Raw genomic sequence first — 21943 nt, forward strand, 5'->3', positions numbered from 1 at the left:
AAAAATAGTTTAGCTCCTTTTTAAAATATGGTACAATAGTTTTAAAAAGGGTAGGAGAAGATATGGAAGAAAAAGTTGTTCAATCTCTTCCTGAAAGGGAGTTTCAGTCGGCAAATAGTTCTATTATTTCTCAAGTTTTTCGTGGGATTTTAGTGGGCTTGTTTGTTGGAGGTATTGTAGGTCTTTTTCGCCTCATGATTGAGAAGAGTTTTCATTGGATTCAATCCTTGTATGAAAAAAGCCATGAAAATTTAATTTTTCTAGTAATAATTTTAATCCTTTACCTACTTATTATGTTTTTGGTTGCTTGGCTAATGAAGTCTGAAAAGAATATTAAAGGATCGGGTATTCCTCAAGTAGAGGCTGAGCTGAAGGGGCTCATGTCCTTGGACTGGTGGAGTGTATTATGGAAAAAATTTCTTGCTGGCTTTTTAGCTATTTCAAGTGGTCTCATGTTAGGTAGGGAAGGACCTAGTATTCAACTAGGGGCTGTTGGAGGTAAAGGGCTAGCAAAATGGCTTAAGCTTAGTCCCGTTGAAGAAAGGGTTTTGATTGCTAGTGGAGCTGCAGCTGGTCTGGCTGCTGCCTTCAATGCTCCGATAGCGGGTTTATTGTTTGTGGTCGAAGAAGTTTATCGCCATTTTTCAAAACTTTTTTGGATCTCAACTCTGGTAGCTAGTCTGGTAGCAAATTTTGTTTCCTTGGTGATTTTTGGACTTACACCTGTTTTAGATATGCCTGATAATATCCCAGCAATGCAATTGCAACAATACTGGATTTATCTACTTATGGGCCTTTTCTTAGGAATTTCAGGTTATGTTTACGAAAAAGTTGTCCTGTATATGCCTGACTTGTATAAAAAAATCGGTAAGATTTTACACTTATCACCGAACTACTACCCGGCAGTGGCATTTGTCTTGATTTTACCTCTTGGTTATTTTCTGCCTCAAATTTTAGGAGGAGGGAATCAATTGATTCTCTCCTTGCATTCACATAATTACTTACTTACAAGCCTTATTGCTTTCTTTCTTATTCGATTTATTTGGAGTATGATCTCTTATGGAAGTGGTTTGCCAGGTGGTATTTTTCTTCCGATTTTAGCACTGGGATCTCTATTAGGAGCGATTGTTGGAAATATCTGTGTGCAGTTTGGCCTTGTTAGTTGGAATCAATTTCCAATTTTTATCATTTTAGGCATGAGTGGTTATTTTGGTGCAATATCAAAAGCTCCCCTGACAGCCATGATCTTAGTGACTGAGATGGTGGGCGATATCAGAAATCTAATGCCTATAGCAATCGTTACCTTAACAGCCTATATCATAATGGATCTGCTAGGCGGAGCACCAGTTTATGAAGCTATGTTAGAAAGAATGCTCCCAGATAATATAGGAGATGATGGAGAAACAACTTTAATAGAAATCCCTGTTTCCGAAAAAATTTCGAATAGACAGGTGAGGGATTTAAATCTTCCGCCAGATATTCTGATTGTTATGAATATTCATAAAGGTAAGAAGAATACTGTTAACGGAAGTACTAAACTCTACTTAGGGGATACGATTTATTTGGTCGTTAAACAACATGAAATTGGAAAAATAAAAGACTTATTACTATAAGATATACTTCCCTTGTTTTTTTAAACTGACAAGGGAATTTTCATTTGGATTAAATTATCTGACAATTTATTGAAAAATGAGAAAATTTTTGATATAATTTCTTGAACATTATTTAGAATTTAAAGGAGATAGACCATGAAAAAAATGGGCCTTGTCCTATTTTCAGCAGCTGTTCTCATGACAGCTTGTTCTGCAAATACAAACACAAGCAAAACTTCTTCAAGTAGTAGTGAAGCAAAAGTGACCTTATCGTCTAATGATAAGAAGGCTTTAGATAAGGCTACGTCAGAATATAAGACTTTTGTGGAAGGACAAATTGATCAGTTGTTAACCGATACTGAAAAATTCGCCTCTCTTCTTAAGGAAGGAAAGCTTGACTAAGCAAAGAAAATCTATCCACTTATTCGAATGAGCTATGAACGATCAGAACCGATTGCTGAAAGTTTTGGTGAGTCTGATGTAAAAATTGATTTTCGTTTAGCAGATTATATGGATGAGAACAAGACTGAAGAAGGATGGTCAGGCTTCCACCGTATTGAAAAAATCTTGTGGGAACAAAATACCACTTCTGGAACAGAAACTTATGCTAATCAATTGGTTAATGACATTAAGGAATTGAAGGCCAAAGTTGCAACAGTAGAGGTTACTCCTGATATGATGCTGACTGGTGCTGTTGACTTATTAAATGAAGTTGCAACAAGCAAGATTACTGGTGAAGAGGAAATCTACTCTCATACAGATTTGTACGATTTCCGTGCAAATATTGAGGGTGCAGAGAAAATTTTCCAACTTTTTAAACCACTTATCAAGAATAAAGACGAAAAGCTTGTAGCTTCTTTAGAAAAAGAATTTAAAAATGTTAATAGCCTCTTGGATAAACATATGACAGATAGTCAGCACTATAAGCTATATACAGACTTAACTAAAGAGGATACTAAAGAATTAGCTGAAGCAGTTACAAAACTTGGTGAACCTCTGTCCCAAATGGGAGTCATTTTGAACGGGAAGTAATGATATGACAAACGACGAAAAATGGTTTGAAAAAAAGATGGACCGTCGTGAATTTCTTAAAAAAGCAGGGATTGGAGGCGCTGGTCTAGCACTGGGTGTTTCTGGTGCCTCTGCTTTTTTCGCTAATAAAGCACAAGAAGAAAAGAAAATTTCCGATGGTGGTGAAGAAATCAGCTTTTACGGTGAGCATCAAGCAGGGATTACGACTCCAATGCAAAAAAATATCTATTTTGTAGTGCTTGATTTACATAGTACCGACAAAGAAGAAGTTATTCAAATGTTTAAGGATTGGACTGATTATAGTAGCAAGCTAGTGGATGGGGAATTGGTCAAAAAAGATGGCTCCAATGCTCTTTTGCCACCTAGCGACACTGGTGAAACAGTGGGTCTAAATCCCTATCGTTTGACCCTTACTTTTGGTGTGTCAGCTGACTTTTTGAAAAAAATGGGCCTAGAAAAGAAGCGTCCTAAAGAATTTCGTGATTTACCCCCATTTCCAAAAGAGCAATTGCAAGAAAAGTACACGGGTGGTGACATTGTTATCCAAGCTTGCGCTGATGATGAACAAGTAGCTTTTCATGCAGTCAGAAATCTAGTCCGTAAGGCCAGAAATACTATTACCATGAAATGGAGTCAATCAGGTTTTGCAGCAATTGGAGACCGTATGTCAACACCTAGAAATCTTTTTGGCTTTAAGGATGGAACTGCCAATGTGACCAAAGAAAAGGATTTTGATAAAGTAATCTGGACTGATAGTGACGACTGGATGAAAGGTGGCACTTATATGGCTGTTCGTCGTATTCAAATGTTTCTTGAGACTTGGGATCGGACAAACCTACAGGAGCAGGAAAATACATTTGGTCGTTATAAAGAAAGTGGCGCCCCGTTTGGTAAGAAAGATGAATTTGATGAGGTTGATTTAGATCTCTTACCGGTCGATTCTCACGTTCGCTTAGCTAAAGAAGTAAACAAACCAATCTATCGTCGATCTTATTCTTATTCCGATGGTATCGTCGAGAAAACAGGTCAGTTTGATACAGGTCTTCTTTTTCTTGCCTTCCAAAAGAATCCGGATAGTTTTGTAAAAGTACAGACTAATCTTGGAGCTCAGGACAAGATGAATGAATATGTAACACATATTGGTAGTGGCCTCTTTGCTTGCTTTGCTGGTGTGAAAAAAGGAGAGTACCTTGGTCAAAAATTATTTGAATAAACTCCTAATTATCTTGGCAATAGCCTTCCTTTTTTTCGCTAAACCTGTTTTTGCTGAAGAGGGCTTTAGCCAGCTTTTTGTAAAGGTAACGGATGCTACAAGAGCTGTAGAGCAAGGCGACCAGGCTAAAGCAAAGAAATTGGTTGATGAGATAAAGGAAGGATTTGAACAATTAGAGAACCATGATTCACCAGCTGGTAAAGAAGTCAGCAAAGCATTGACAATAAATGAAGTGACTAAGGAAAACTTAACAACGATTTCGTCTGAGCTCTTAAAGTTTGATAAGGAGCAACATCCAGTCGATCTTAATGCTGAAAAAGAAAAGTTGGTTAGTCGATTAGAGTCAAGATTTGCAGATTTACAGGCAGCTATTTCAGCAAAGAATCTTGAACAAACTCGTTCAGCTTATAAAAAAATGAACTCAACCTGGACGGTGAATGAAGGAGTTGTTCGTGATAATAGTACAGCTCACTATGGTAAGATTGAAACGGCTATTTCTTTTTTACGTAGTGCAATTGAGACTGAGCCAGTTGATTTTTCAAGTGTTCAATCTTCTTTTGATGACTTAAAGACTGCTATTGATAGTTTTGTAAAGGGCGAAGAGGTTGCTACAACTGAAGGAAATCTCACTTTAAAAGATGGCATCCAGTTACTTGAAAAAGCCTTGGATGAATTTAAAGCTGGAAAAACTCAAGAAGCTAGCTCAAATATGAAAAAATTCATCACTATCTGGCCAAGCATTGAAGGAGACGTTAGCACGCGCAATCCTAGTCTCTATACTCGAGTCGAGAGTGAAACTCCAGTCATCATGGTTAAGGGAAATGAAAAGAAATATCAAGATCAGCTACAGGCCTTAATTAATGATTTGTCGCAGATTGATACGAGTGCATCCTATAACTTTTTTGATGCTATGCTCATTCTTTTGAGAGAAGGAGTAGAGGCACTCTTGATCGTTATGGCTCTTGTCACGACACTAAAAGCAGCTAAGATGAATAAAGGACTAAAGTGGGTTTATACAGGAGCAGTTATGGGGATTTTAGCAAGCTTAGCGATTGCTGTCTTGCTTCAATTCCTTTTCCCAGCAGTATCGTCAGGTTCTAATCGTGAGATTATCGAAGGAGCAGTCGGGATTTTTGCGGTTTTAATGATGATTTTGGTCGGTATTTGGCTACATAGCAAGTCCTCAATTAAAAAGTGGAATGACTTTATGGAAAGCCAGATGAAGGCTGTCACAGCTACTGGCAGTTTCATTTCTATGTTTGCTCTTAGTTTTCTAGCTGTATTTCGAGAAGGGGCAGAGACGATTCTGTTTTATGCGGGAATCTATCCTAGGATTGATAAGGCAGGCTTTTTCCTAGGGATAGGACTGGCACTTCTTGTTTTGTTTGTTCTTGCTTTAGTTATGAATAAAGCTTCTGCTTATTTCGAACCACATCGAATTTTCTTGATTCTGACTTGGCTCATTTATGCTCTGGCATTTAAAATGCTGGGGGTTAGTATCCATGCTCTCCAGCTAACTAACATTTTACCAAGTCATCTGATCAATGGTTTCCCGTCGATTGATTGGGCTGGAATTTATCCAAGTCTGGAAGTTGTAACTTGTCAATTGATTTTTGTAGTTATTGTACTTATCATTACATGGAAGAATCGTGAGAGTAGCCATGGATCATAAAAAACAAACTATCGTAGAACATTTGACAGAGTTTCGTAGACGGTTCATTTGGACTTTAGCTTGCTTTCTTCTGGTATTTTTACTTGGTTTTATCTACGCAGGTGATATTTATAGCTGGTTGACCAGTGGATTTGAAAAGAAGTTGCTTGTCTTAGGACCGAATGATATTCTTTGGATTTACGTCAGTTTGTCTAGCCTGCTAGCTTTTAGTGTGACCTTGCCTTTTATGGTTTATCAAATTTGGCAGTTCGTTAGGCCGGCTCTGACTTCAAGGGAATCGAAAGCGATTTTTGCCTACATACCGACGACCTTTATCTGTTTTGTTTTGGGATTAGCTTTTGGTTTTTATTTTGTTAGTCCAGCTATTTTACAAGTCCTTCTTTCACTGGGAGAGGGCTTGTTTGAGACACAGCTTACCGCCCCAAATTATCTGGCCTTTCTCTTTCATACAACGATTCCGCTTGGCCTCTTGTTTGAATTGCCAGTTCTAGTATCATTCTTTACGTCACTTGGTTTGCTCAAACCACATTTTTTGGTACAATATAGAAGGTATGCTTACTTTATTTTGTTAGTCCTAGCAGTTATTTTGACACCTGCTGACTTTATCAGCGATTTAGCTATGACAGTTCCCTTGATTTTACTTTATGAAGTCAGTCTGTTGCTCAGCTATTATATATACAAAAAGAAAGAAAAGAGGAGTGAATAATGGGCATTTTAAGAGATATTGGAGCGCCAGGTCTTATTATTATTGTATTAGGAGCCTTGCTAATTTTTGGTCCCAAGCGTTTACCAGAGCTTGGACAATCAATTGGAAAAATGTTTTCAGAGTTTAAAAATGCTATGAATAATAATGAGAAAGACACAGATTCGCAAGACAAGAAGGAAAAAGGGGAGTAACCCTTTTTCTTTTTGACTATCATCCTTGCTTATAGTATAGTTAGAGAAAAGAAGGTTAGAGGAGATTTTTATGCATCAGACCTATCATTTTAGCCAGCGCTTGAAGTTATTTCTTTCGATTTTTATTCCCGTCTTGATTTATCAGTTGGCAAATTATTCAGCGTCATTCGTAGATACAACCATGACTGGACAGTATGATACTCTCCATCTCGCTGGTGTGTCTATGGCTACAAGTCTATGGAGTCCTTTTTTCTCCTTTTTAACAGGGATTGTATCTGCTTTAGTGCCAATTGTTGGGCATCATTTGGGAAAAGGAGATGAAAAAAAGATTGCCTCAGATTTTTATCAATTTATCTATCTTTCGCTTGGCTTATCAATTGTCCTTTTTATATTGGTATTTTTTGGAGCTCCTCTTATTTTAGATAGTTTAACCTTAGAAAACCAAGTAGCAGTAGTGGCTAAACATTATCTCATGTACCTATCTCTTGGCATCATTCCGCTTTTACTCTTTAGTGTCGTACGCTCACTTTTAGATGCACTTGGTTTAACTCGCCTCTCCATGTATTTGATGCTTTTACTTTTGCCTTTAAATGCTGGTTTTAATTACGCCTTAATCTATGGTGCATTCGGTTTTCCAGAAATGGGAGGTGCAGGAGTTGGTCTTGGAACATCTATAGCTTACTGGGTCCTCTTATTCATTTCAATATTGATTTTAATTAAACATCCAAAGGTTAAATCATATAAACTTTGGAAAAGACAAAGAGTGGTAGCAGAGGGAATTAAGGAGGGATTACGTCTGGGCTTACCAATTGGTGGAATTGTTTTTGCTGAAGTCGTTATTTTTTCCGTTGTAGGGCTTATCATGGCCAAGTTTCCATCAATGGTGATTGCTAGCCATCAATCGGCCATGAACTTTTCAAATCTTATGTATGCCTTCCCCGCTGGCATATCTTCGGCAATGGCGATTGTGGTTTCTTATGAAATTGGTGCCAAACGCTATGATGATGTAAAAAAATACTGTCGCTTAGGAAGGGTTACGGCTTTGCTTATTTCAGGATTTACGCTTGTATTTCTCTATTTACTTCGAAATCAGGTTGCTTCTCTTTATGGTACAAACTCAGAGTTTATCGCTCTAACTTCCATCTTCTTAACTTATAGCCTATTCTTTCAACTAGCAGATACGTTTGCGGCTCCTTTACAGGGTATTCTTCGTGGCTACAAGGATACGACAGTACCATTTTACCTTGGACTAATTGGCTATTGGGGAGTAGCTCTTCCGCTTGGATTATTTTTAGATAATATTTGTAAGTTAGGTCCTTATGGCTACTGGATTGGTTTAATCGCCAGCTTGATTTTCACTGGTATTCTTTATCAAATTCGTTTGAAGCAAGTCGAAAAGAAATGCAAATAAAATGTGAAAGTTCTCTTATTTGATATTAGTTCGTGATATCCGAACAATTACTCGCTAAATAGCTTTAGAATTTTGCTAAATCTTATTTTTGTGGTAAACTTCATTAGGAAACGTCAAGAAAGACGTAGCGATGCGAAAGTGCATAGGTAGGTCTAAATAAAGATTATTGCGAGGAAAGCTCTATGCTAAATGATTTTCAAGTTTTTGATTATGAAGATATCCAACTCATCCCAGCAAAATGTGTGGTTAAAAGTCGATCTGAGGCAGATACACGAGTGAAGTTTGGTAATCACACCTTCCGCTTGCCAGTTGTACCGTCTAATATGCAAACGATTATTGATGAGTCGGTTGCGGAAGAGCTTGCTCGAGGAGGGTATTTTTATATTATGCATCGTTTTGATGAAGAAGGACGTAAGCCATTTGTTAAACGAATGCATGAAAAAGGATTGATTGCCTCTATTTCGGTTGGTGTTAAAGATTATGAATATGATTTTGTTAGCAGTCTGAAAGGAGATGCACCTGAATATATCACCATTGATATTGCTCATGGCCATTCTGACAGTGTAATTAAGATGATCCAACATATCAAAAAAGAACTGCCTGAGACTTTTGTCATTGCTGGTAATGTTGGTACACCCGAAGCGGTTCGTGAACTGGAAAACGCTGGAGCAGACGCGACAAAAGTAGGGATTGGACCAGGTAAGGTTTGTATTACCAAAGTAAAGACTGGTTTTGGCACAGGTGGTTGGCAATTATCAGCTTTGAGATGGTGTTCTAAGGTTGCCCGTAAGCCGATTATTGCTGATGGTGGGATTCGGACACATGGAGATATTGCCAAGTCTATTCGCTTTGGGGCTAGTATGGTTATGATTGGATCGCTCTTTGCTGGTCATATTGAAAGCCCAGGTGAGACTATTGAAATCGATGGTGATAAATTCAAAGAATATTATGGTTCCGCGTCTGAGTACCAAAAGGGTGCCTATAAAAATGTTGAAGGAAAAAAGATTCTACTGCCTGCTAAAGGTCATTTACAGGATACATTGACTGAGATGGAACAGGATTTGCAAAGTTCGATTTCTTATGCAGGTGGTCGTGATCTGCACAGTTTAACTAGAGTTGATTATGTTATCGTTAAGAATTCTATTTGGAATGGCGATGCACATTAAGGTATAATAAAGAAAAACTTATTTATCTTGCTAATGATTGGGGCAAGGTCTCTACAAGATGCCAAACATCTAACAATAAGTGAGTCTTACAAGTTTCCTGTTACTTTTGTAACAGGTTACTGTCGTTGTATGAGGACTTGCTTTAAGCGGGTCCTTATTTTGTTTTAAAAAGGAGATATAATGAAAAAATTAGAAGAACGAATCCTCCATGACGGAAATGTTTTAGGGGAAAATATTCTCAAAGTAGATTCTTTCTTGACTCACCAGGTTGATTTTTCTTTAATGAAAGAAATAGGCCGGGTATTTGCTGATAGGTTCCGTGAGTCAGGAATTACAAAGGTCGTGACGATTGAAGCATCTGGAATCGCCCCAGCTGTCTATACTGCTGAGGCATTAGGAGTTCCTATGATTTTTGCTAAAAAGGCTAAAAATATTACCATGACTGAGGGGATTTTAACAGCTGAAGTATATTCATTCACAAAGCAAGTGACTTCGACTGTTTCAATTGCTGGAAAATTTCTGAGTCCTTCGGATAAGGTATTAGTGATTGATGACTTTTTGGCTAATGGACAGGCAGCTAAAGGTTTGGTTGAAATTATTCGACAAGCAGGTGCGAGTGTTGAAGCTATTGGAATTGTCATCGAAAAGTCTTTTCAATCTGGAAGAAAATTATTGGAAGATGACGGGCAAAGAGTTGTTTCTCTAGCTAGGATTGAAAAGTTTGAAAATGGAAAAGTTGTATTTGGAAAGGCAGATGCATAAGATGGAATACAAAGAAGAAAAACATTCGCAAGCAGCCGTTCTGGGCTTACAGCATTTATTGGCTATGTATTCGGGATCGATTTTGGTTCCAATTATGATTGCTGGAGCTTTAGGATACTCTGCTGAACAACTGACTTATTTAATTTCAACAGATATCTTTATGTGCGGGGTGGCAACCTTTCTCCAGCTACAGTTAAATAAATACTTTGGTATTGGTTTACCTGTCGTTTTAGGAGTAGCCTTCCAGTCTGTAGCTCCATTAATTATGATTGGACAAAGTCACGGAAGTGGTGCCATGTTTGGTGCCCTCATAGTATCAGGTATCTATGTCGTTTTGATTTCTGGTGTTTTCTCAAAGGTTGCTGATCTTTTCCCATCGGTTGTGACAGGGTCTGTCATTACAACTATTGGATTAACTCTCATTCCGGTTGCGATTGGTAATATGGGAAATAATGTTGAGAAACCAACTGCTCAAAGTTTAATCTTAGCAGCTGTTACTGTACTCATCATTTTACTGATTAATATCTTTACTAAAGGTTTTGTCAAATCTATTTCTATCTTGATTGGTCTGGTTATTGGAACTTTTATTGCGGGTTGTATGGGTCTAGTAGATCTTACTCCTGTTTCTCAAGCTCCAATTGTTCATATTCCTACACCTTTCTACTTTGGTGCTCCCAAGTTTGAATTTTCTTCGATTGCCATGATGTGTATTATTGCTACAGTTTCTATGGTAGAGTCAACAGGAGTCTATTTAGCCTTGTCTGATCTTACCAAAGATCCGATAGATAGCAAACGCCTGCGTAATGGTTACAGGGCTGAAGGTCTAGCAGTCTTGCTTGGTGGTATCTTCAATACCTTCCCTTATACAGGTTTTTCTCAAAACGTTGGTTTGGTCAAGTTGTCTGGAATTAAGACTCGTTTGCCAATCTACTATGCAGCAGGATTCCTAGTTCTTTTGGGACTTGTACCAAAATTTGGTGCTCTAGCTCAAATTATTCCTAATCCTGTTTTGGGTGGAGCAATGTTAGTCATGTTTGGCTTTGTTTCAATTCAAGGGATGCAAATCTTGGCTCGTGTTGATTTCGAGCACAACGAACATAATTTTTTAATTGCAGCAGTTTCTATTTCGGCTGGGGTTGGTTTAAACGGAAGTAGCCTTTTTAACAGTCTGCCTTCTAGTTTACAGATGTTCTTTTCAAATGGCATTGTCATGGCCAGTCTTATAGCAATTATTTTAAACGCTGTTTTAAATCGAAAAAATAAATAAGAGGCTGTTTTTGAACTGCCCCCCAAAGGTTAGATTTCTAATATCTAACTTTTGGGGTCAGTACATTTACGGCCTTTTTCAAATAAAAAAACCGCTTGAGTAGCGGTTATAGATTATTTTGTACGCATTTCACCGTGTGGGAAATAGGTTCCTTCAGGCATATCGTTAATGATGACATGGACTGCAGATTGAGGAGCACCAGTATTTCTGACAACAGCCTCGGTCACTTCCTTAGCAAGAGCTTTCTTTTGTTCGAGCGTACGACCTTCAAATAAATCAATTCTAACAAATGGCATTAGATTGCCTCCTTTATTTTCTTAACCTTATTTTATCACAATTTAGGTTTTAATGCTTGTCCAATTATGGTACAATTAAATGGATTAACTTATAGAATGGAAGAAGAAAAAGTTAGAGATTATGGCTCAATTATATTATAAATACGGCACAATGAACTCAGGAAAGACTATTGAGATCTTAAAAGTTGCTCATAACTACGAGGAACAGGGCAAGGGTGTTGTGATTATGACCAGCGCGGTTGACACTCGAGACGGTGTTGGGTATGTATCAAGCCGAATTGGTATGAAACGCCAGGCAATGGCAATTGAAGAAGATACAGATATTTTGGGCTATATCAAAAATTTACCAGAAAAACCTTACTGTATTTTAATCGATGAGGCTCAGTTTTTAAAACGCCACCATGTCTATGATTTGGCTAGAGTAGTAGATGAGCTAGATGTTCCGGTTATGGCTTTTGGTCTAAAAAACGACTTTCGTAACGAGCTCTTCGAAGGTTCTAAACACCTCTTGCTCTTGGCTGATAAGATAGAGGAAATCAAGACTATCTGCCAATACTGTTCACGAAAAGCAACTATGGTTTTGCGAACAGATCATGGAAAACCAGTATATGACGGGGAACAGATTCAAATCGGTGGTAATGAAACTTATATCCCAGTCTGTCGCAAGCATTATTTTAAGCCAGACATTAATAATTGAATGATTGAAATAAAGGAGATGATGAAAAATCTATGAATATTTATGAACAGTTACAGGCGGTTGAAGATCGCTACGAAGAGTTAGGAGAATTATTGAGTGACCCAGATGTGGTCTCTGACACCAAACGTTTCATGGAGCTTTCTAAGGAAGAAGCTGGAACTCGCGATACTGTAACAGCTTATCGCGAATATAAACAAGTCCTCCAAAACATCGTCGACGCTGAAGAAATGATCAAGGAATCTGGTGGTGATGAGGACTTGGAGGAAATGGCCAAGCAAGAGCTAAAAGATGCCAAGGCTGAAAAAGAAGAATACGAGGAAAAGCTTAAAATTCTTCTTTTACCCAAAGATCCAAACGACGATAAGAATATTATTCTTGAAATCCGCGGAGCTGCAGGAGGAGACGAAGCGCAGTTATTCGCAGGAGACCTCTTGCAGATGTATCAAAAATATGCTGAAAGTCAGGGCTGGCGCTTTGAAGTTATGGAAGCCTCTTATAATGGTGTAGGTGGGATCAAGGAAGTAGTCGCTATGGTCTCGGGTCAGTCGGTCTACTCAAAACTCAAGTATGAATCGGGCGCTCATCGTGTACAGCGAGTTCCTGTGACTGAAAGCCAAGGTCGCGTTCACACCTCGACGGCAACTGTCTTGGTGATGCCAGAAATTGAAGAAGTGGAATACGACATTGATCCTAAAGATCTTCGGGTGGACATCTACCACGCTTCAGGTGCCGGCGGACAGAATGTAAATAAGGTTGCGACTGCGGTTCGTATCGTCCATCTGCCAACCAATATCAAGGTTGAAATGCAGGAAGAGCGGACCCAGCAGAAGAACCGGGATAAGGCTATGAAAATCATCCGAGCTCGTGTGGCAGACCATTTTGCTCAAATTGCTCAAGATGAGCAGGATGCAGAACGCAAGTCTACAATTGGTACTGGTGATCGCTCAGAGCGGATTCGCACCTATAATTTCCCGCAAAACCGAGTAACAGACCACCGTATCGGACTGACCTTGCAAAAACTGGACACAATTTTAGCTGGTAAACTGGATGAAGTCGTTGATGCTTTGGTTCTCTATGACCAAACGCAAAAACTAGAAGAGTTGAATAAGTAATGACATTGGCTCAATATTTGGCTGAGCTAGAGCAGGATCTGGTAGCAGCGGGAGAAGAAGCAGAAAGCCTGTCTTTCGTTTATCGGGCTCTCAATCAGCTTTCCTTTACCGACTTTGTTCTCAAACTTCGGACAGAAGTCAGCCAGGAAGAACGTGAGCAGCTAAAAGCAATTCAAGAGCAGCTACTTGCTCACAAACCTGCCCAATATATTATTGGTAGCAGTGACTTTCACGGCCTGACTCTCAAGGTGGATGAGCGGGTGTTGATTCCAAGGCCTGAGACGGAGGAGCTGGTGGAGCTGATTTTGTCAGAAAATCCCGAAACACCTCTATCTGTCTTGGATATCGGAACAGGTAGCGGAGCCATTGCTCTTGCACTAGCAAACAGCCGTCCAGACTGGCAGATTACTGCTTCTGATCTCTCAAGCGATGCTCTTTCCTTGGCAAGAGAAAATGCTCAGTCTTGCGGGCTCAACCTCACTCTTGTCCAATCTGATTGCTTAGATGTAATACAAGGAAAATTTGACATTATCGTCTCCAATCCGCCTTATATTTCAGAAGAAGATAAGGATGAAGTTGGACTTAATGTTCTGACCTCAGAGCCTCACATGGCTCTCTTTGCTGGAGAGAATGGCTATGCCATCTACCGAAAAATAGCTGAGCAAGCAGGGGACTATCTGACAGAAAAAGGAAAAATCTATCTGGAGATTGGCTACAAGCAGGGTGACGGTGTCAGGGAGTTATTGAAAGAATCCTTCCCGCAAAAACGAATCCGAGTTCTGAAAGATCAATTTGGCAAAGATAGAATGGTGGCGATGGACAATGGATAAAATAGAAAAGACTCTGGCAGCAGGCGGAGCAGTTGTCCTGCCAACAGAAACTGTTTATGGCCTCTTTGCACAGGCATTGAATGAAGAGGCGGTTGAGCGAGTCTATGAGTTAAAGCGAAGACCTCGCGACAAGGCTCTTAATCTTAATGTGGCTAGCTTAGAAGAGATTTATGCCTTTTCTAAGAATCAGCCCACTTATCTAGATCAACTCTACCAAGCCTTTCTGCCTGGGCCATTGACAATTATTCTCCAAGCCAATGACCAAGTGCCGACTTGGATAAACTCGGGTATGGATACTGTTGGCTTTCGAATTCCTAAGCATTCGGTTACACTGGACTTGATTCGCAAGTACGGTCCCTTGATTGGTCCATCCGCCAATCTTTCTGGAAAAGTTAGTGGAACTTCTTTTCAGCAGATTGTGATGGATTTTCAAGAGCAAGTCTCGGGAGTAGAAGATGATGCTGCTTTGACAGGTCAGGATTCAACCATCCTAGACTTATCTGGAGAAAAGGCTCATATTTTACGCCAGGGAGCGATTACTCGTGAGGATATCCTCGCCCAAGTAAATGGTATAAAATTTTAACTTTTAGGACCTTAGGTCCTATTTTCGCAAAAGAAGGGAGACACCTTATGATTTTTGACCAAGAAGACTACAAAGCATTTGACCCAGAGATTTGGGAAGCAGTTGCAAAAGAAGAAGAACGTCAGCAACATAATATTGAGCTGATTGCTTCAGAAAATGTCGTTTCTAAAGCTGTCATGGCTGCTCAAGGTTCTATTTTGACCAATAAGTATGCTGAAGGTTACCCAGGTCGCCGTTACTATGGTGGGACAGATGTAGTGGATGTGATTGAGAGCCTTGCAATTGAACGTGCCAAGGAAATCTTTGGTGCTAAGTTTGCCAATGTGCAACCTCACTCAGGTAGTCAGGCTAATTGTGCAGCTTATATGGCTTTGATTGAGCCGGGCGATACAGTTATGGGTATGGATTTGTCTGCTGGCGGTCACTTGACTCACGGTGCTTCGGTCAGTTTCTCTGGCCAAACCTACAATTTTGTATCTTATAGTGTTGACCCAGAAACAGAATTACTGGACTTTGATGCTATCCTCCAGCAGGCCAAAGAAGTTCAACCTAAGCTGATTGTGGCGGGAGCTTCAGCCTATTCTCACATCATTGACTTCTCAAAATTCCGTGAAATCGCTGATGCAGTCGGTGCCAAGCTTATGGTAGATATGGCTCACATCGCTGGTTTGGTTGCTGCAGGTCTCCATCCTAGCCCTGTGCCTTATGCGGATATCACAACCACGACGACCCATAAGACCTTGCGAGGACCTCGCGGTGGATTGATTTTGACCAATGATGAAGACTTGGCTAAGAAAATTAACTCAGCTATCTTCCCAGGAATTCAGGGCGGACCGTTGGAACACGTTATTGCAGCCAAAGCAGTTGCCTTTAAAGAAGTACTTGATCCAGCTTTCAAAGTCTATGCTCAGCAGATTTTGGATAACGCCAAAGCCATGGCCCAAGTCTTCCGTCAACATGACAAGTTCCGTGTGATTTCTGACGGCACCGAAAATCACCTTTTCTTGGTGGATGTTACTAAGGTTGTAGAAAACGGGAAAGTAGCTCAAAATCTCTTGGATGAAGTCAATATTACGCTTAATAAAAACTCCATTCCTTACGAGACTTTGTCACCGTTTAAGACTAGTGGAATTCGTATCGGTACAGCAGCAATTGCAGCTCGAGGCTTTGGTGTAACAGAAAGCATCAAGGTAGCAGAGCTTATTATCAAGGCTCTGGAAAATGCAGAGAACGAAGCGGTGCTGAACCAAGTGCGGGCAGAAGTTCGCGAATTGACGGACGCTTTTCCACTTTATGAGGGCTTGAACTAAGATGGATATTTACGTAAAAAAAGCGATTATTCATCAATTCAGCCCAGCTGATACCGAACTGCTGTTGGCGGATAAATTACTCAACATCACTCCCAAGATTGAAGAATACCTGCGCAAGAAGATTGAGCGGGTGTATTCTGACGATGCTAAAACAGGTGTTTTCGATCCCGAAAACATCTTTTTATCCCAACTTTCAGATGACTTGCTGAAAACATCAGTGACAGTTGCTAAGCTTTGGCAAGAGGAGTTTTCAGTCAGTGAAAACCAGAAAACCAACGATCTGATTTTTGTCCAGTTTGACAAAGAGGGTGTGGAGCACTTTGCTTTTCTGCGGATTGCTCTGCGGGAAACTCTGACCCACTTGGGTGGTGAGGTGGACAATCCTATCAAACTAACTCAGAACAATCTGCCTGGCTTTGGTACAGGTGCGGATGAGGCTGTTGTCATCAATCTCAGATCTCGCAAGTACCACCTGATTGAAAAGCGTATCAAGTACAACGGTGCCTTTCTCAATTACATGTCAGACAATCTCTTGCAGGTCAATCCGACAATCTCAGCCAAGAAATCAATTAAAACTTTAGAGAAAACAGCTCAGAGGGTTGCTGAAAGTTTTAATAAAGACGATTTCCAGTTCCAGTCCAAGGTCAAGTCCAGCATTTTCAAAAATCTGGAAGAAAATGACGAACTGTCACCTGAGAAACTGGCTGATGATCTTTTTGACAACAATCTAACAGCTCGTCTTAGTTTTATTGACCAAGTCAAGGAAGCTATTCCTGAGCCAGTCAAATTTGATGAGATTGACAGCAGTCGCCAGAAGAAAAAGTTTGAAAATCAAAAACTCTCCCTTTCAAATGGAATCGAGCTCATTGTTCCTAATAATATCTATCAAGACGCAGAGTCAGTAGAATTTATTCAGAACGATAATGGGACCTATTCTATTTTGATTAAGAACATCGAGGATATCCAAAATAAATAATGTTTAAATTTCTAAGAAGACTGATTCTAGTCCTTTTTGTGCTCTTTGCTGGCTACAAGATTTATCAGATTCATCATGATGTCAAGCAGGTTATGAAGTATCAGACTTTAGTCAGAGAAGTATTGGACGAACGTGACACAGCGGCTAATGAGGAATTGGTACTGGCCATGATTTATACAGAAACAAAGGGGAAAGATACTGATGTTATGCAGTCCAGTGAAAGCGCGACCGGTCAGACCAATGCTATCAGGGACAACAAAGAAAGTATTCGTCAGGGCGTCCAGACCTTATCTGATAACCTGGAGTTGGCTAGCAAGAAAAAAGTAGATGTTTGGACAGCAGTACAAGCCTATAATTTCGGTCAAGCCTATATCGACTACGTAGCTAAAAACGGTGGCGAGAATACACTGGAGCTGGCCAAAAAGTATTCCAAAGAAGTAGTAGCACCAAGCTTAGGAAATGTAACCGGCAAGACCTATGGCTACTATAACTTGATTTCAATTTTCCACGGTCCAGAGCTCTATATCAACGGCGGTAATTATTATTATTCCCGTCAGGTCAGACTAAATATGTATATCATGAGAGTTATGAATTGGTTCTAAAATGTTTTTTAATATTGGCTTAAAATCAAGGATTCATTGGTTTTAAGCTTTTTTTATTCTACATAAGTTTTTGGTTTTCATTATAAAATATTATTCTATATTAAGATATATATATAGATATCTTAATTAGAATAATGTATAATAATTAATTGGAATTAAATGCGTATTTAGGAGATTATTATGGGAAAAGATTTATTTAATACTCACCTGAGTAAGTTTTCAATTCGAAAACTAAACATTGGTGTTTGTTCTGTACTCTTGTCGACCTTGATTCTTTTAGGGACAGCTACACAAGTTAGTGCTGAAGAAACTAGTACTAATGGATCCCAAAATGAGATTAGTAAAGCAGACGTAACCGAGTCGCCAGTAATTTCTGACGAATCAACAACTTATGAACAGGTTCAAAATACAGAAAAAACGGAATCTGTACCTGATTCTGAAAAGTCACAATCCGCTGATAATCCTATTCAAAGAAATTCGGGATTAGAGGAAGTAGAAAAAACTAGCGATTCTATTGAAACTAAAAGTGGTGATGATATTCAATCAACTGTTGTTGGGCAAGGATCAACTGAATCGCAGGTAGTAGCTGAGAATTCAGGAGTGAAAACAGACGTGACTCAAGCTAGTCGTTCTCGTCGTGTGAGACGGGATGCTACACCTACTGGACAAGAGAACAGTGGAACAACAGGAGTTACGATAGGTACTGGTCCTGCTGGGGCAGACGATGCAACTTCTAAGCCTAGGGTCCCTAAACCAAGCTTGGATGAATCAGTTAAGAAAGACAGTGTTCAGCTAGCTAAGCAGATTAGTTGGCTTGATTTTTCAGATAGCGCAAGTTGGAAAAACTTGGATCAACGTGGTGGTCTTAAGGTAGGGACCACCTTCACCAAGGAAATTTCACCTGGCTATGTAGTGACCTTAACGGTCAAAGAGCTCAAGCCTTTTAACTCAACTGAAATCTATAAAAAGCGGGTTGCAGGTACTGCAACAGAGGGGACCTATAACCCCGACGCTGAGAATGGTTTCTTAACATCTGCGCCATATTATGGTAAAACACCACCTCCATCAGTCACAGGGGCAGCCCAGAACGAATGGACGACCATACGTGACCAAGGCTTTAATACTCAGAAGCGCAAGACTCAGTTAGTTTATCCAATGAACTCTACCAACTGGGGGGTAAAATTCGATATTGAGGCTACCTATCTTGGTAAGCGTGTAGCCCCTACGGTGGTTATGGCCGATGGTGAAGATGCCAACCCAGGTGAATTCGCAATCTTTACCACTAACGGTACGGGTTGGGAATATATGGGTGAATGGAAGATGAAGAGCCCGGCCAAAGAAGCCTATACGGTTATCACCAAAAAAATGTTGGATGATGAGGACGTTAAGAGAAGAGGCCTCTTAATCCTTAAGGATAAGAGCGTAGACTGGTATAAATACCTCAGTCCAGATACCGTGACGGGTGGTCTTGGAAGTCAGGTCTTTGGACCAAACCGTTCTAATGAACGGACTGTTCCTGTCGTGATGACGCGTGGGGCCTCTGAAGTAGGTTTCTATGTTGCATCATCTGGGCAACAAGCCATGATGATGGGCTTCCTCGTGGTAGACGGGAGCGATGCGCCGGAAAGTTATGGTGAGGCCTTCCATACCATTTCGACACGTGATTCAGTGACAAACGATCCTATCAATCAACCTTATTTAGGAACAACGCCAGCTGATATTGATGTTGAGTCATCTAATGACTGGGTTCTGGATGATAAAAAGGAGCTTAAGGACGAGGGAGCCAGCCAATTACTAGCAGACGATCAATTAAGTACTTCTAATGATTTGCTAGATTTAGACAAAGCAAAAAATGGGACATATACGATCAAAATCAAAGCTAACCCAAATGGCAATGCTAAATCTTATGTCAAGGCCTGGATAGACTTCAATAATGATGGAGTCTTTAATGAAAGCGAAGGTAGCAACATACAAGAGATTACAGCTGCTGGTGACTATACCTTGACCTTCAATGCCAACCCAAATATTAGTGGCGGTCAAGTGGACAAATTGGGTATGCGTTTCCGAATTGCGACTAATAAAGGCGATATTGAGCAACCAACCGGTATTGCCTTTAGTGGTGAAGTAGAAGATATGCTCTTGCACCGCATTTATTCTCCAAAGGGGGAGAAGCAGACTACAGACGGCTTTACAGGTGAGACTCAAACTGCTGTCCTTCACTTCACACCTAAAGGAACGGATCGCTCAGACGACAGTGTCAATACAGTTATGAGCACCCAAGCGCCTCAGGTTTTGGATAATAGTGGAACGGCTATCGCACCAACTAATGCTAACTCGTATGTTCGTCCTGAAGGCACCTATCGAGTGACCGTCAATGGCAATGATGTGCAAGTAACCTTTACACCAAAAGTGGATTTTTCTGGAACTGCTGACGGAATTAATATTCGCTGGACTGATAGCAATGGTACATCAACTGGATGGACTTCGACGGATGCTTCTGATCCTAATAAAAATGATCAATTGACTACAATGGATGGCCGTTATGTGCCGACAGTTCGTAAGATTCCAAACTACGAATCAAGTGATCTTCAGGGACTGGAACAAAATAAAACGTTAGTCTTTAACGATGATGATACCAGCTCGACTCCTGTTACACCAGACGCTTCTCGTCCGGCCAGCTTTGTGGATGCGAGCAGTCAGCCGGTAGCGGGCAACACGGTGCCTGCAATGTCTAATGGCCAGCAAGTGGGAATCTATGAATTGGATCCAAATACCGGCCAAGTGATCTTCAAACCTATCAAAACTTTTTATGGCACACCAGACCCAGTGGTAGTTCAAGTCAGTGATACCGATGGTAAAGCACACCGAGCACGTTATCAACCTAAGGTAACCCAAGTAACACCAAGAAGCACCAATGCTGAATCAACTGGTCTGCAAGGTCAAGCACAGTCTGGCAAGCCAACCTTTACAGCGGGAGATCCTGCGGTACCGCTTGATGATAGCAAGCCAATGACCTTCGAAGACGGTCAGCCAACTAAGACTGTGCAAGGTGTTGGGGTCTACACCATCAACTCAGATGGCTCCATTACTTTCACGCCAGAGAAACAGTATGTTGGGACACCAGCTCCAGTAACCGTCAAACGTGTGGATAAAAATGGTACAGAAGTTACTGCGACTTATACACCAACAGTGACTAAGGTAACCCCAACCAGCACTAACGCAACCAGCACAGGTCCTCAGGGTGTTCCACAAACCGGCACACCAACCTTCCAAGGTGGCGATCCACTGGTTCCGATCGATGAAACAGTCGAGCCAACCTTCGCAGATGGAAGCAAAGAGAAGACCATTCCAGGTCAAGGAACCTATACGATTGCGCCAGATGGAACAGTGACGTTCACTCCAGACAAGCAGTTTGTAGGCAAACCAGATCCAGTAACTGTTAAGCGTGTGGATAAGAATGGTACAGAAGTGACTGCAACTTACAGTCCAGAGTTCACTAAGGTAACACCAACTGGTACGGGTGATAAGACAGAAGGACTTCAAGGTCAAGTCCAAGAAGGTAAAGTGACCTTCACTCCAGGCCATGACTCAGTTCCATTCCCAGCGGATTCGACTCCACTATTTGACAATGGGACAGCTGTGAAGGAAGTTCCAAATGTTGGTAAGTTCGAAGTGAACGCAGATGGTAAGGTGACCTTCACTCCAGACAAACAGTTCAAGGGTGAAACACCAGAGCTTGAATTGACTCGTATGGATGCCAATGGAACTCCTGTTACCGTTAAGTACCAAGCGGTTGTGAAAGAAGTAACACCAACTTCAACGAATGCCACTTCAAATGGTATCCAAGGTCAACCGCAAAAAGGTACCCCAACCTTCACAGAAGGTAATCCATTGGTTCCAATTGATGATACGAAACCAATGACTTTCGAAGACGGTCAGTCAACGAAAACAGTTCCAGGTGTAGGTGAATACAGCATCAATCCAGATGGATCTATTACCTTTACTCCGGATAAGAAGTACGTTGGTACTCCTAATCCAGTCACAGTGAAACGTGTAGATAAGAACGGTACAGAAGTTACTGCAACTTATACACCAACAGTGACTAAAGTGACTCCTACAGGAACTGGCGCAACTAGCACAGGTCCGCAGGGTGTTCCACAAACAGGTACCCCAACCTTCCAAGGAGGTGACCCACTGGTTCCAATCGATGAAACAGTTGAGCCAACCTTCGCAGATGGAAGCAAAGAGAAGAACATTCCAGGTCAAGGAACTTACACGATTGCACCAGATGGAACTGTAACTTTCACTCCAGACAAACAGTTTGTCGGAAACCCAGATCCAGTCACAGTCAAACGCGTAGATAAGAACGGTACAGAAGTCACTGCAACCTACAGTCCAGAGTTTACGAAAGTAACACCAACTTCAACGGATGCCACTTCAAATGGTATCCAAGGTCAACCGCAAAAAGGTACCCCAACCTTCACAGAAGGTAATCCATTGGTTCCAATTGATGATACGAAACCAA

General features: G+C 40.6%; 18 protein-coding genes, 1 pseudogene and 1 riboswitch. Of the genes and pseudogenes, 18 read left to right on the forward strand and 1 reads right to left on the reverse strand.

Annotated features, from left to right (window positions below):
* The first annotated feature begins 62 nt into the window (after nt 1–62).
* From AWH02_RS02850 to AWH02_RS02895, 10 genes and pseudogenes are all read left to right on the forward strand, one after another.
* Entirely contained in the window at nt 63–1613 is a 1551-nt protein-coding gene (locus AWH02_RS02850; RefSeq protein ID WP_060553579.1) for a ClC family H(+)/Cl(-) exchange transporter, read from the forward strand.
* A 135-nt stretch (nt 1614–1748) separates the two neighbouring features.
* Nucleotides 1749–2624, forward strand: a pseudogene (gene efeO, locus AWH02_RS02855) (iron uptake system protein EfeO).
* Between the two features lie 4 nt (nt 2625–2628).
* Nucleotides 2629–3837 (forward strand): iron uptake transporter deferrochelatase/peroxidase subunit, encoded by a 1209-nt coding sequence (gene efeB / locus AWH02_RS02860; protein ID WP_060553580.1) that lies wholly within the window; start codon nt 2629–2631, stop codon nt 3835–3837.
* On the forward strand, nt 3815–5509 hold the full coding sequence (locus tag AWH02_RS02865) for an FTR1 family iron permease (protein ID WP_060553581.1): 1695 nt from the start codon (nt 3815–3817) through the stop codon (nt 5507–5509). The genes efeB and AWH02_RS02865 overlap by 23 nt, the downstream gene beginning before the upstream one ends.
* The gene (gene tatC / locus AWH02_RS02870; RefSeq protein ID WP_060553582.1) at nt 5499–6215 is read left to right on the forward strand and encodes a twin-arginine translocase subunit TatC; all 717 of its coding nucleotides are present in this window, start codon (nt 5499–5501) and stop codon (nt 6213–6215) included. The genes AWH02_RS02865 and tatC overlap by 11 nt, the downstream gene beginning before the upstream one ends.
* The gene (locus AWH02_RS02875; protein ID WP_060553583.1) at nt 6215–6406 is read left to right on the forward strand and encodes a twin-arginine translocase TatA/TatE family subunit; all 192 of its coding nucleotides are present in this window, start codon (nt 6215–6217) and stop codon (nt 6404–6406) included. The genes tatC and AWH02_RS02875 overlap by 1 nt, the downstream gene beginning before the upstream one ends.
* A 70-nt stretch (nt 6407–6476) precedes the next feature.
* Nucleotides 6477–7817: an MATE family efflux transporter gene (locus AWH02_RS02880; protein ID WP_060553584.1), complete on the forward strand. Its 1341-nt coding sequence runs from the start codon at nt 6477–6479 to the stop codon at nt 7815–7817.
* A 182-nt stretch (nt 7818–7999) separates the two neighbouring features.
* Nucleotides 8000–8983 (forward strand): GMP reductase, encoded by a 984-nt coding sequence (gene guaC / locus AWH02_RS02885; RefSeq protein ID WP_008808651.1) that lies wholly within the window; start codon nt 8000–8002, stop codon nt 8981–8983.
* Nucleotides 8982–9079: riboswitch (purine riboswitch) on the forward strand. Its footprint overlaps the gene before it by 2 nt.
* Nucleotides 9080–9163: 84 nt before the next feature.
* A complete protein-coding gene (locus AWH02_RS02890) occupies nt 9164–9745 on the forward strand; it encodes a xanthine phosphoribosyltransferase (RefSeq protein ID WP_008808652.1) in 582 nt (193 codons plus the stop codon).
* A 1-nt stretch (nt 9746) separates the two neighbouring features.
* Entirely contained in the window at nt 9747–11012 is a 1266-nt protein-coding gene (locus tag AWH02_RS02895) for a nucleobase:cation symporter-2 family protein (protein ID WP_037622361.1), read from the forward strand.
* A gap of 113 nt (nt 11013–11125) precedes the next feature.
* Here the strand turns inward: AWH02_RS02895 and AWH02_RS02900 are convergent, their stop codons facing one another.
* Nucleotides 11126–11308 (reverse strand): 4-oxalocrotonate tautomerase, encoded by a 183-nt coding sequence (locus AWH02_RS02900; RefSeq protein WP_060553585.1) that lies wholly within the window; start codon nt 11306–11308, stop codon nt 11126–11128.
* 121 nt (nt 11309–11429) lie between these two features.
* Here AWH02_RS02900 and AWH02_RS02905 point away from each other — a divergent pair, with 121 nt between their 5' ends.
* From AWH02_RS02905 to AWH02_RS02940, 8 genes are all read left to right on the forward strand, one after another.
* Nucleotides 11430–12005, forward strand: a complete 576-nt coding sequence (locus AWH02_RS02905; protein ID WP_045503019.1) for a thymidine kinase — start codon at nt 11430–11432, stop codon at nt 12003–12005.
* A 32-nt stretch (nt 12006–12037) separates the two neighbouring features.
* Nucleotides 12038–13117, forward strand: a complete 1080-nt coding sequence (prfA, locus tag AWH02_RS02910) for a peptide chain release factor 1 (protein ID WP_060553586.1) — start codon at nt 12038–12040, stop codon at nt 13115–13117.
* Nucleotides 13117–13947, forward strand: a complete 831-nt coding sequence (prmC, locus tag AWH02_RS02915; RefSeq protein ID WP_060553587.1) for a peptide chain release factor N(5)-glutamine methyltransferase — start codon at nt 13117–13119, stop codon at nt 13945–13947. Before prfA ends, prmC begins: the two co-directional genes overlap by 1 nt.
* On the forward strand, nt 13940–14530 hold the full coding sequence (locus AWH02_RS02920; RefSeq protein WP_060553588.1) for an L-threonylcarbamoyladenylate synthase: 591 nt from the start codon (nt 13940–13942) through the stop codon (nt 14528–14530). The genes prmC and AWH02_RS02920 overlap by 8 nt, the downstream gene beginning before the upstream one ends.
* Before the next feature lie 47 nt (nt 14531–14577).
* Entirely contained in the window at nt 14578–15840 is a 1263-nt protein-coding gene (gene glyA, locus AWH02_RS02925; RefSeq protein ID WP_045503008.1) for a serine hydroxymethyltransferase, read from the forward strand.
* A gap of 1 nt (nt 15841) precedes the next feature.
* On the forward strand, nt 15842–16816 hold the full coding sequence (locus tag AWH02_RS02930; protein WP_060553589.1) for a nucleoid-associated protein: 975 nt from the start codon (nt 15842–15844) through the stop codon (nt 16814–16816).
* Nucleotides 16816–17418, forward strand: coding sequence for a lysozyme family protein (locus AWH02_RS02935; RefSeq protein ID WP_046165585.1), 603 nt, complete (start codon nt 16816–16818; stop codon nt 17416–17418). The genes AWH02_RS02930 and AWH02_RS02935 overlap by 1 nt, the downstream gene beginning before the upstream one ends.
* 180 nt (nt 17419–17598) lie before the next feature.
* On the forward strand, nt 17599–21943 hold a 4345-nt coding region (locus tag AWH02_RS02940), incomplete at its 3' end, for a CshA/CshB family fibrillar adhesin-related protein (RefSeq protein WP_145762177.1).

This window comes from Streptococcus gordonii (assembly GCF_001553855.1).
GTDB lineage: Bacteria > Bacillota > Bacilli > Lactobacillales > Streptococcaceae > Streptococcus > Streptococcus gordonii.

What these genes read in the sequence shown, in the direction of transcription:
- AWH02_RS02850 (WP_060553579.1), top strand. Translation starts at nt 63, where the DNA reads ATGGAAGAAAAAGTTGTTCAATCTCTTCCTGAAAGGGAGTTTCAGTCG.
- efeB (WP_060553580.1), top strand. Translation starts at nt 2,629, where the DNA reads ATGACAAACGACGAAAAATGGTTTGAAAAAAAGATGGACCGTCGTGAA.
- tatC (WP_060553582.1), top strand. Translation starts at nt 5,499, where the DNA reads ATGGATCATAAAAAACAAACTATCGTAGAACATTTGACAGAGTTTCGT.
- AWH02_RS02875 (WP_060553583.1), top strand. Translation starts at nt 6,215, where the DNA reads ATGGGCATTTTAAGAGATATTGGAGCGCCAGGTCTTATTATTATTGTA.
- AWH02_RS02880 (WP_060553584.1), top strand. Translation starts at nt 6,477, where the DNA reads ATGCATCAGACCTATCATTTTAGCCAGCGCTTGAAGTTATTTCTTTCG.
- guaC (WP_008808651.1), top strand. Translation starts at nt 8,000, where the DNA reads ATGCTAAATGATTTTCAAGTTTTTGATTATGAAGATATCCAACTCATC.
- AWH02_RS02890 (WP_008808652.1), top strand. Translation starts at nt 9,164, where the DNA reads ATGAAAAAATTAGAAGAACGAATCCTCCATGACGGAAATGTTTTAGGG.
- AWH02_RS02895 (WP_037622361.1), top strand. Translation starts at nt 9,747, where the DNA reads ATGGAATACAAAGAAGAAAAACATTCGCAAGCAGCCGTTCTGGGCTTA.
- AWH02_RS02900 (WP_060553585.1), bottom strand. Translation starts at nt 11,308, where the DNA reads ATGCCATTTGTTAGAATTGATTTATTTGAAGGTCGTACGCTCGAACAA.
- AWH02_RS02905 (WP_045503019.1), top strand. Translation starts at nt 11,430, where the DNA reads ATGGCTCAATTATATTATAAATACGGCACAATGAACTCAGGAAAGACT.
- prfA (WP_060553586.1), top strand. Translation starts at nt 12,038, where the DNA reads ATGAATATTTATGAACAGTTACAGGCGGTTGAAGATCGCTACGAAGAG.
- prmC (WP_060553587.1), top strand. Translation starts at nt 13,117, where the DNA reads ATGACATTGGCTCAATATTTGGCTGAGCTAGAGCAGGATCTGGTAGCA.
- AWH02_RS02920 (WP_060553588.1), top strand. Translation starts at nt 13,940, where the DNA reads ATGGATAAAATAGAAAAGACTCTGGCAGCAGGCGGAGCAGTTGTCCTG.
- glyA (WP_045503008.1), top strand. Translation starts at nt 14,578, where the DNA reads ATGATTTTTGACCAAGAAGACTACAAAGCATTTGACCCAGAGATTTGG.
- AWH02_RS02930 (WP_060553589.1), top strand. Translation starts at nt 15,842, where the DNA reads ATGGATATTTACGTAAAAAAAGCGATTATTCATCAATTCAGCCCAGCT.
- AWH02_RS02935 (WP_046165585.1), top strand. Translation starts at nt 16,816, where the DNA reads ATGTTTAAATTTCTAAGAAGACTGATTCTAGTCCTTTTTGTGCTCTTT.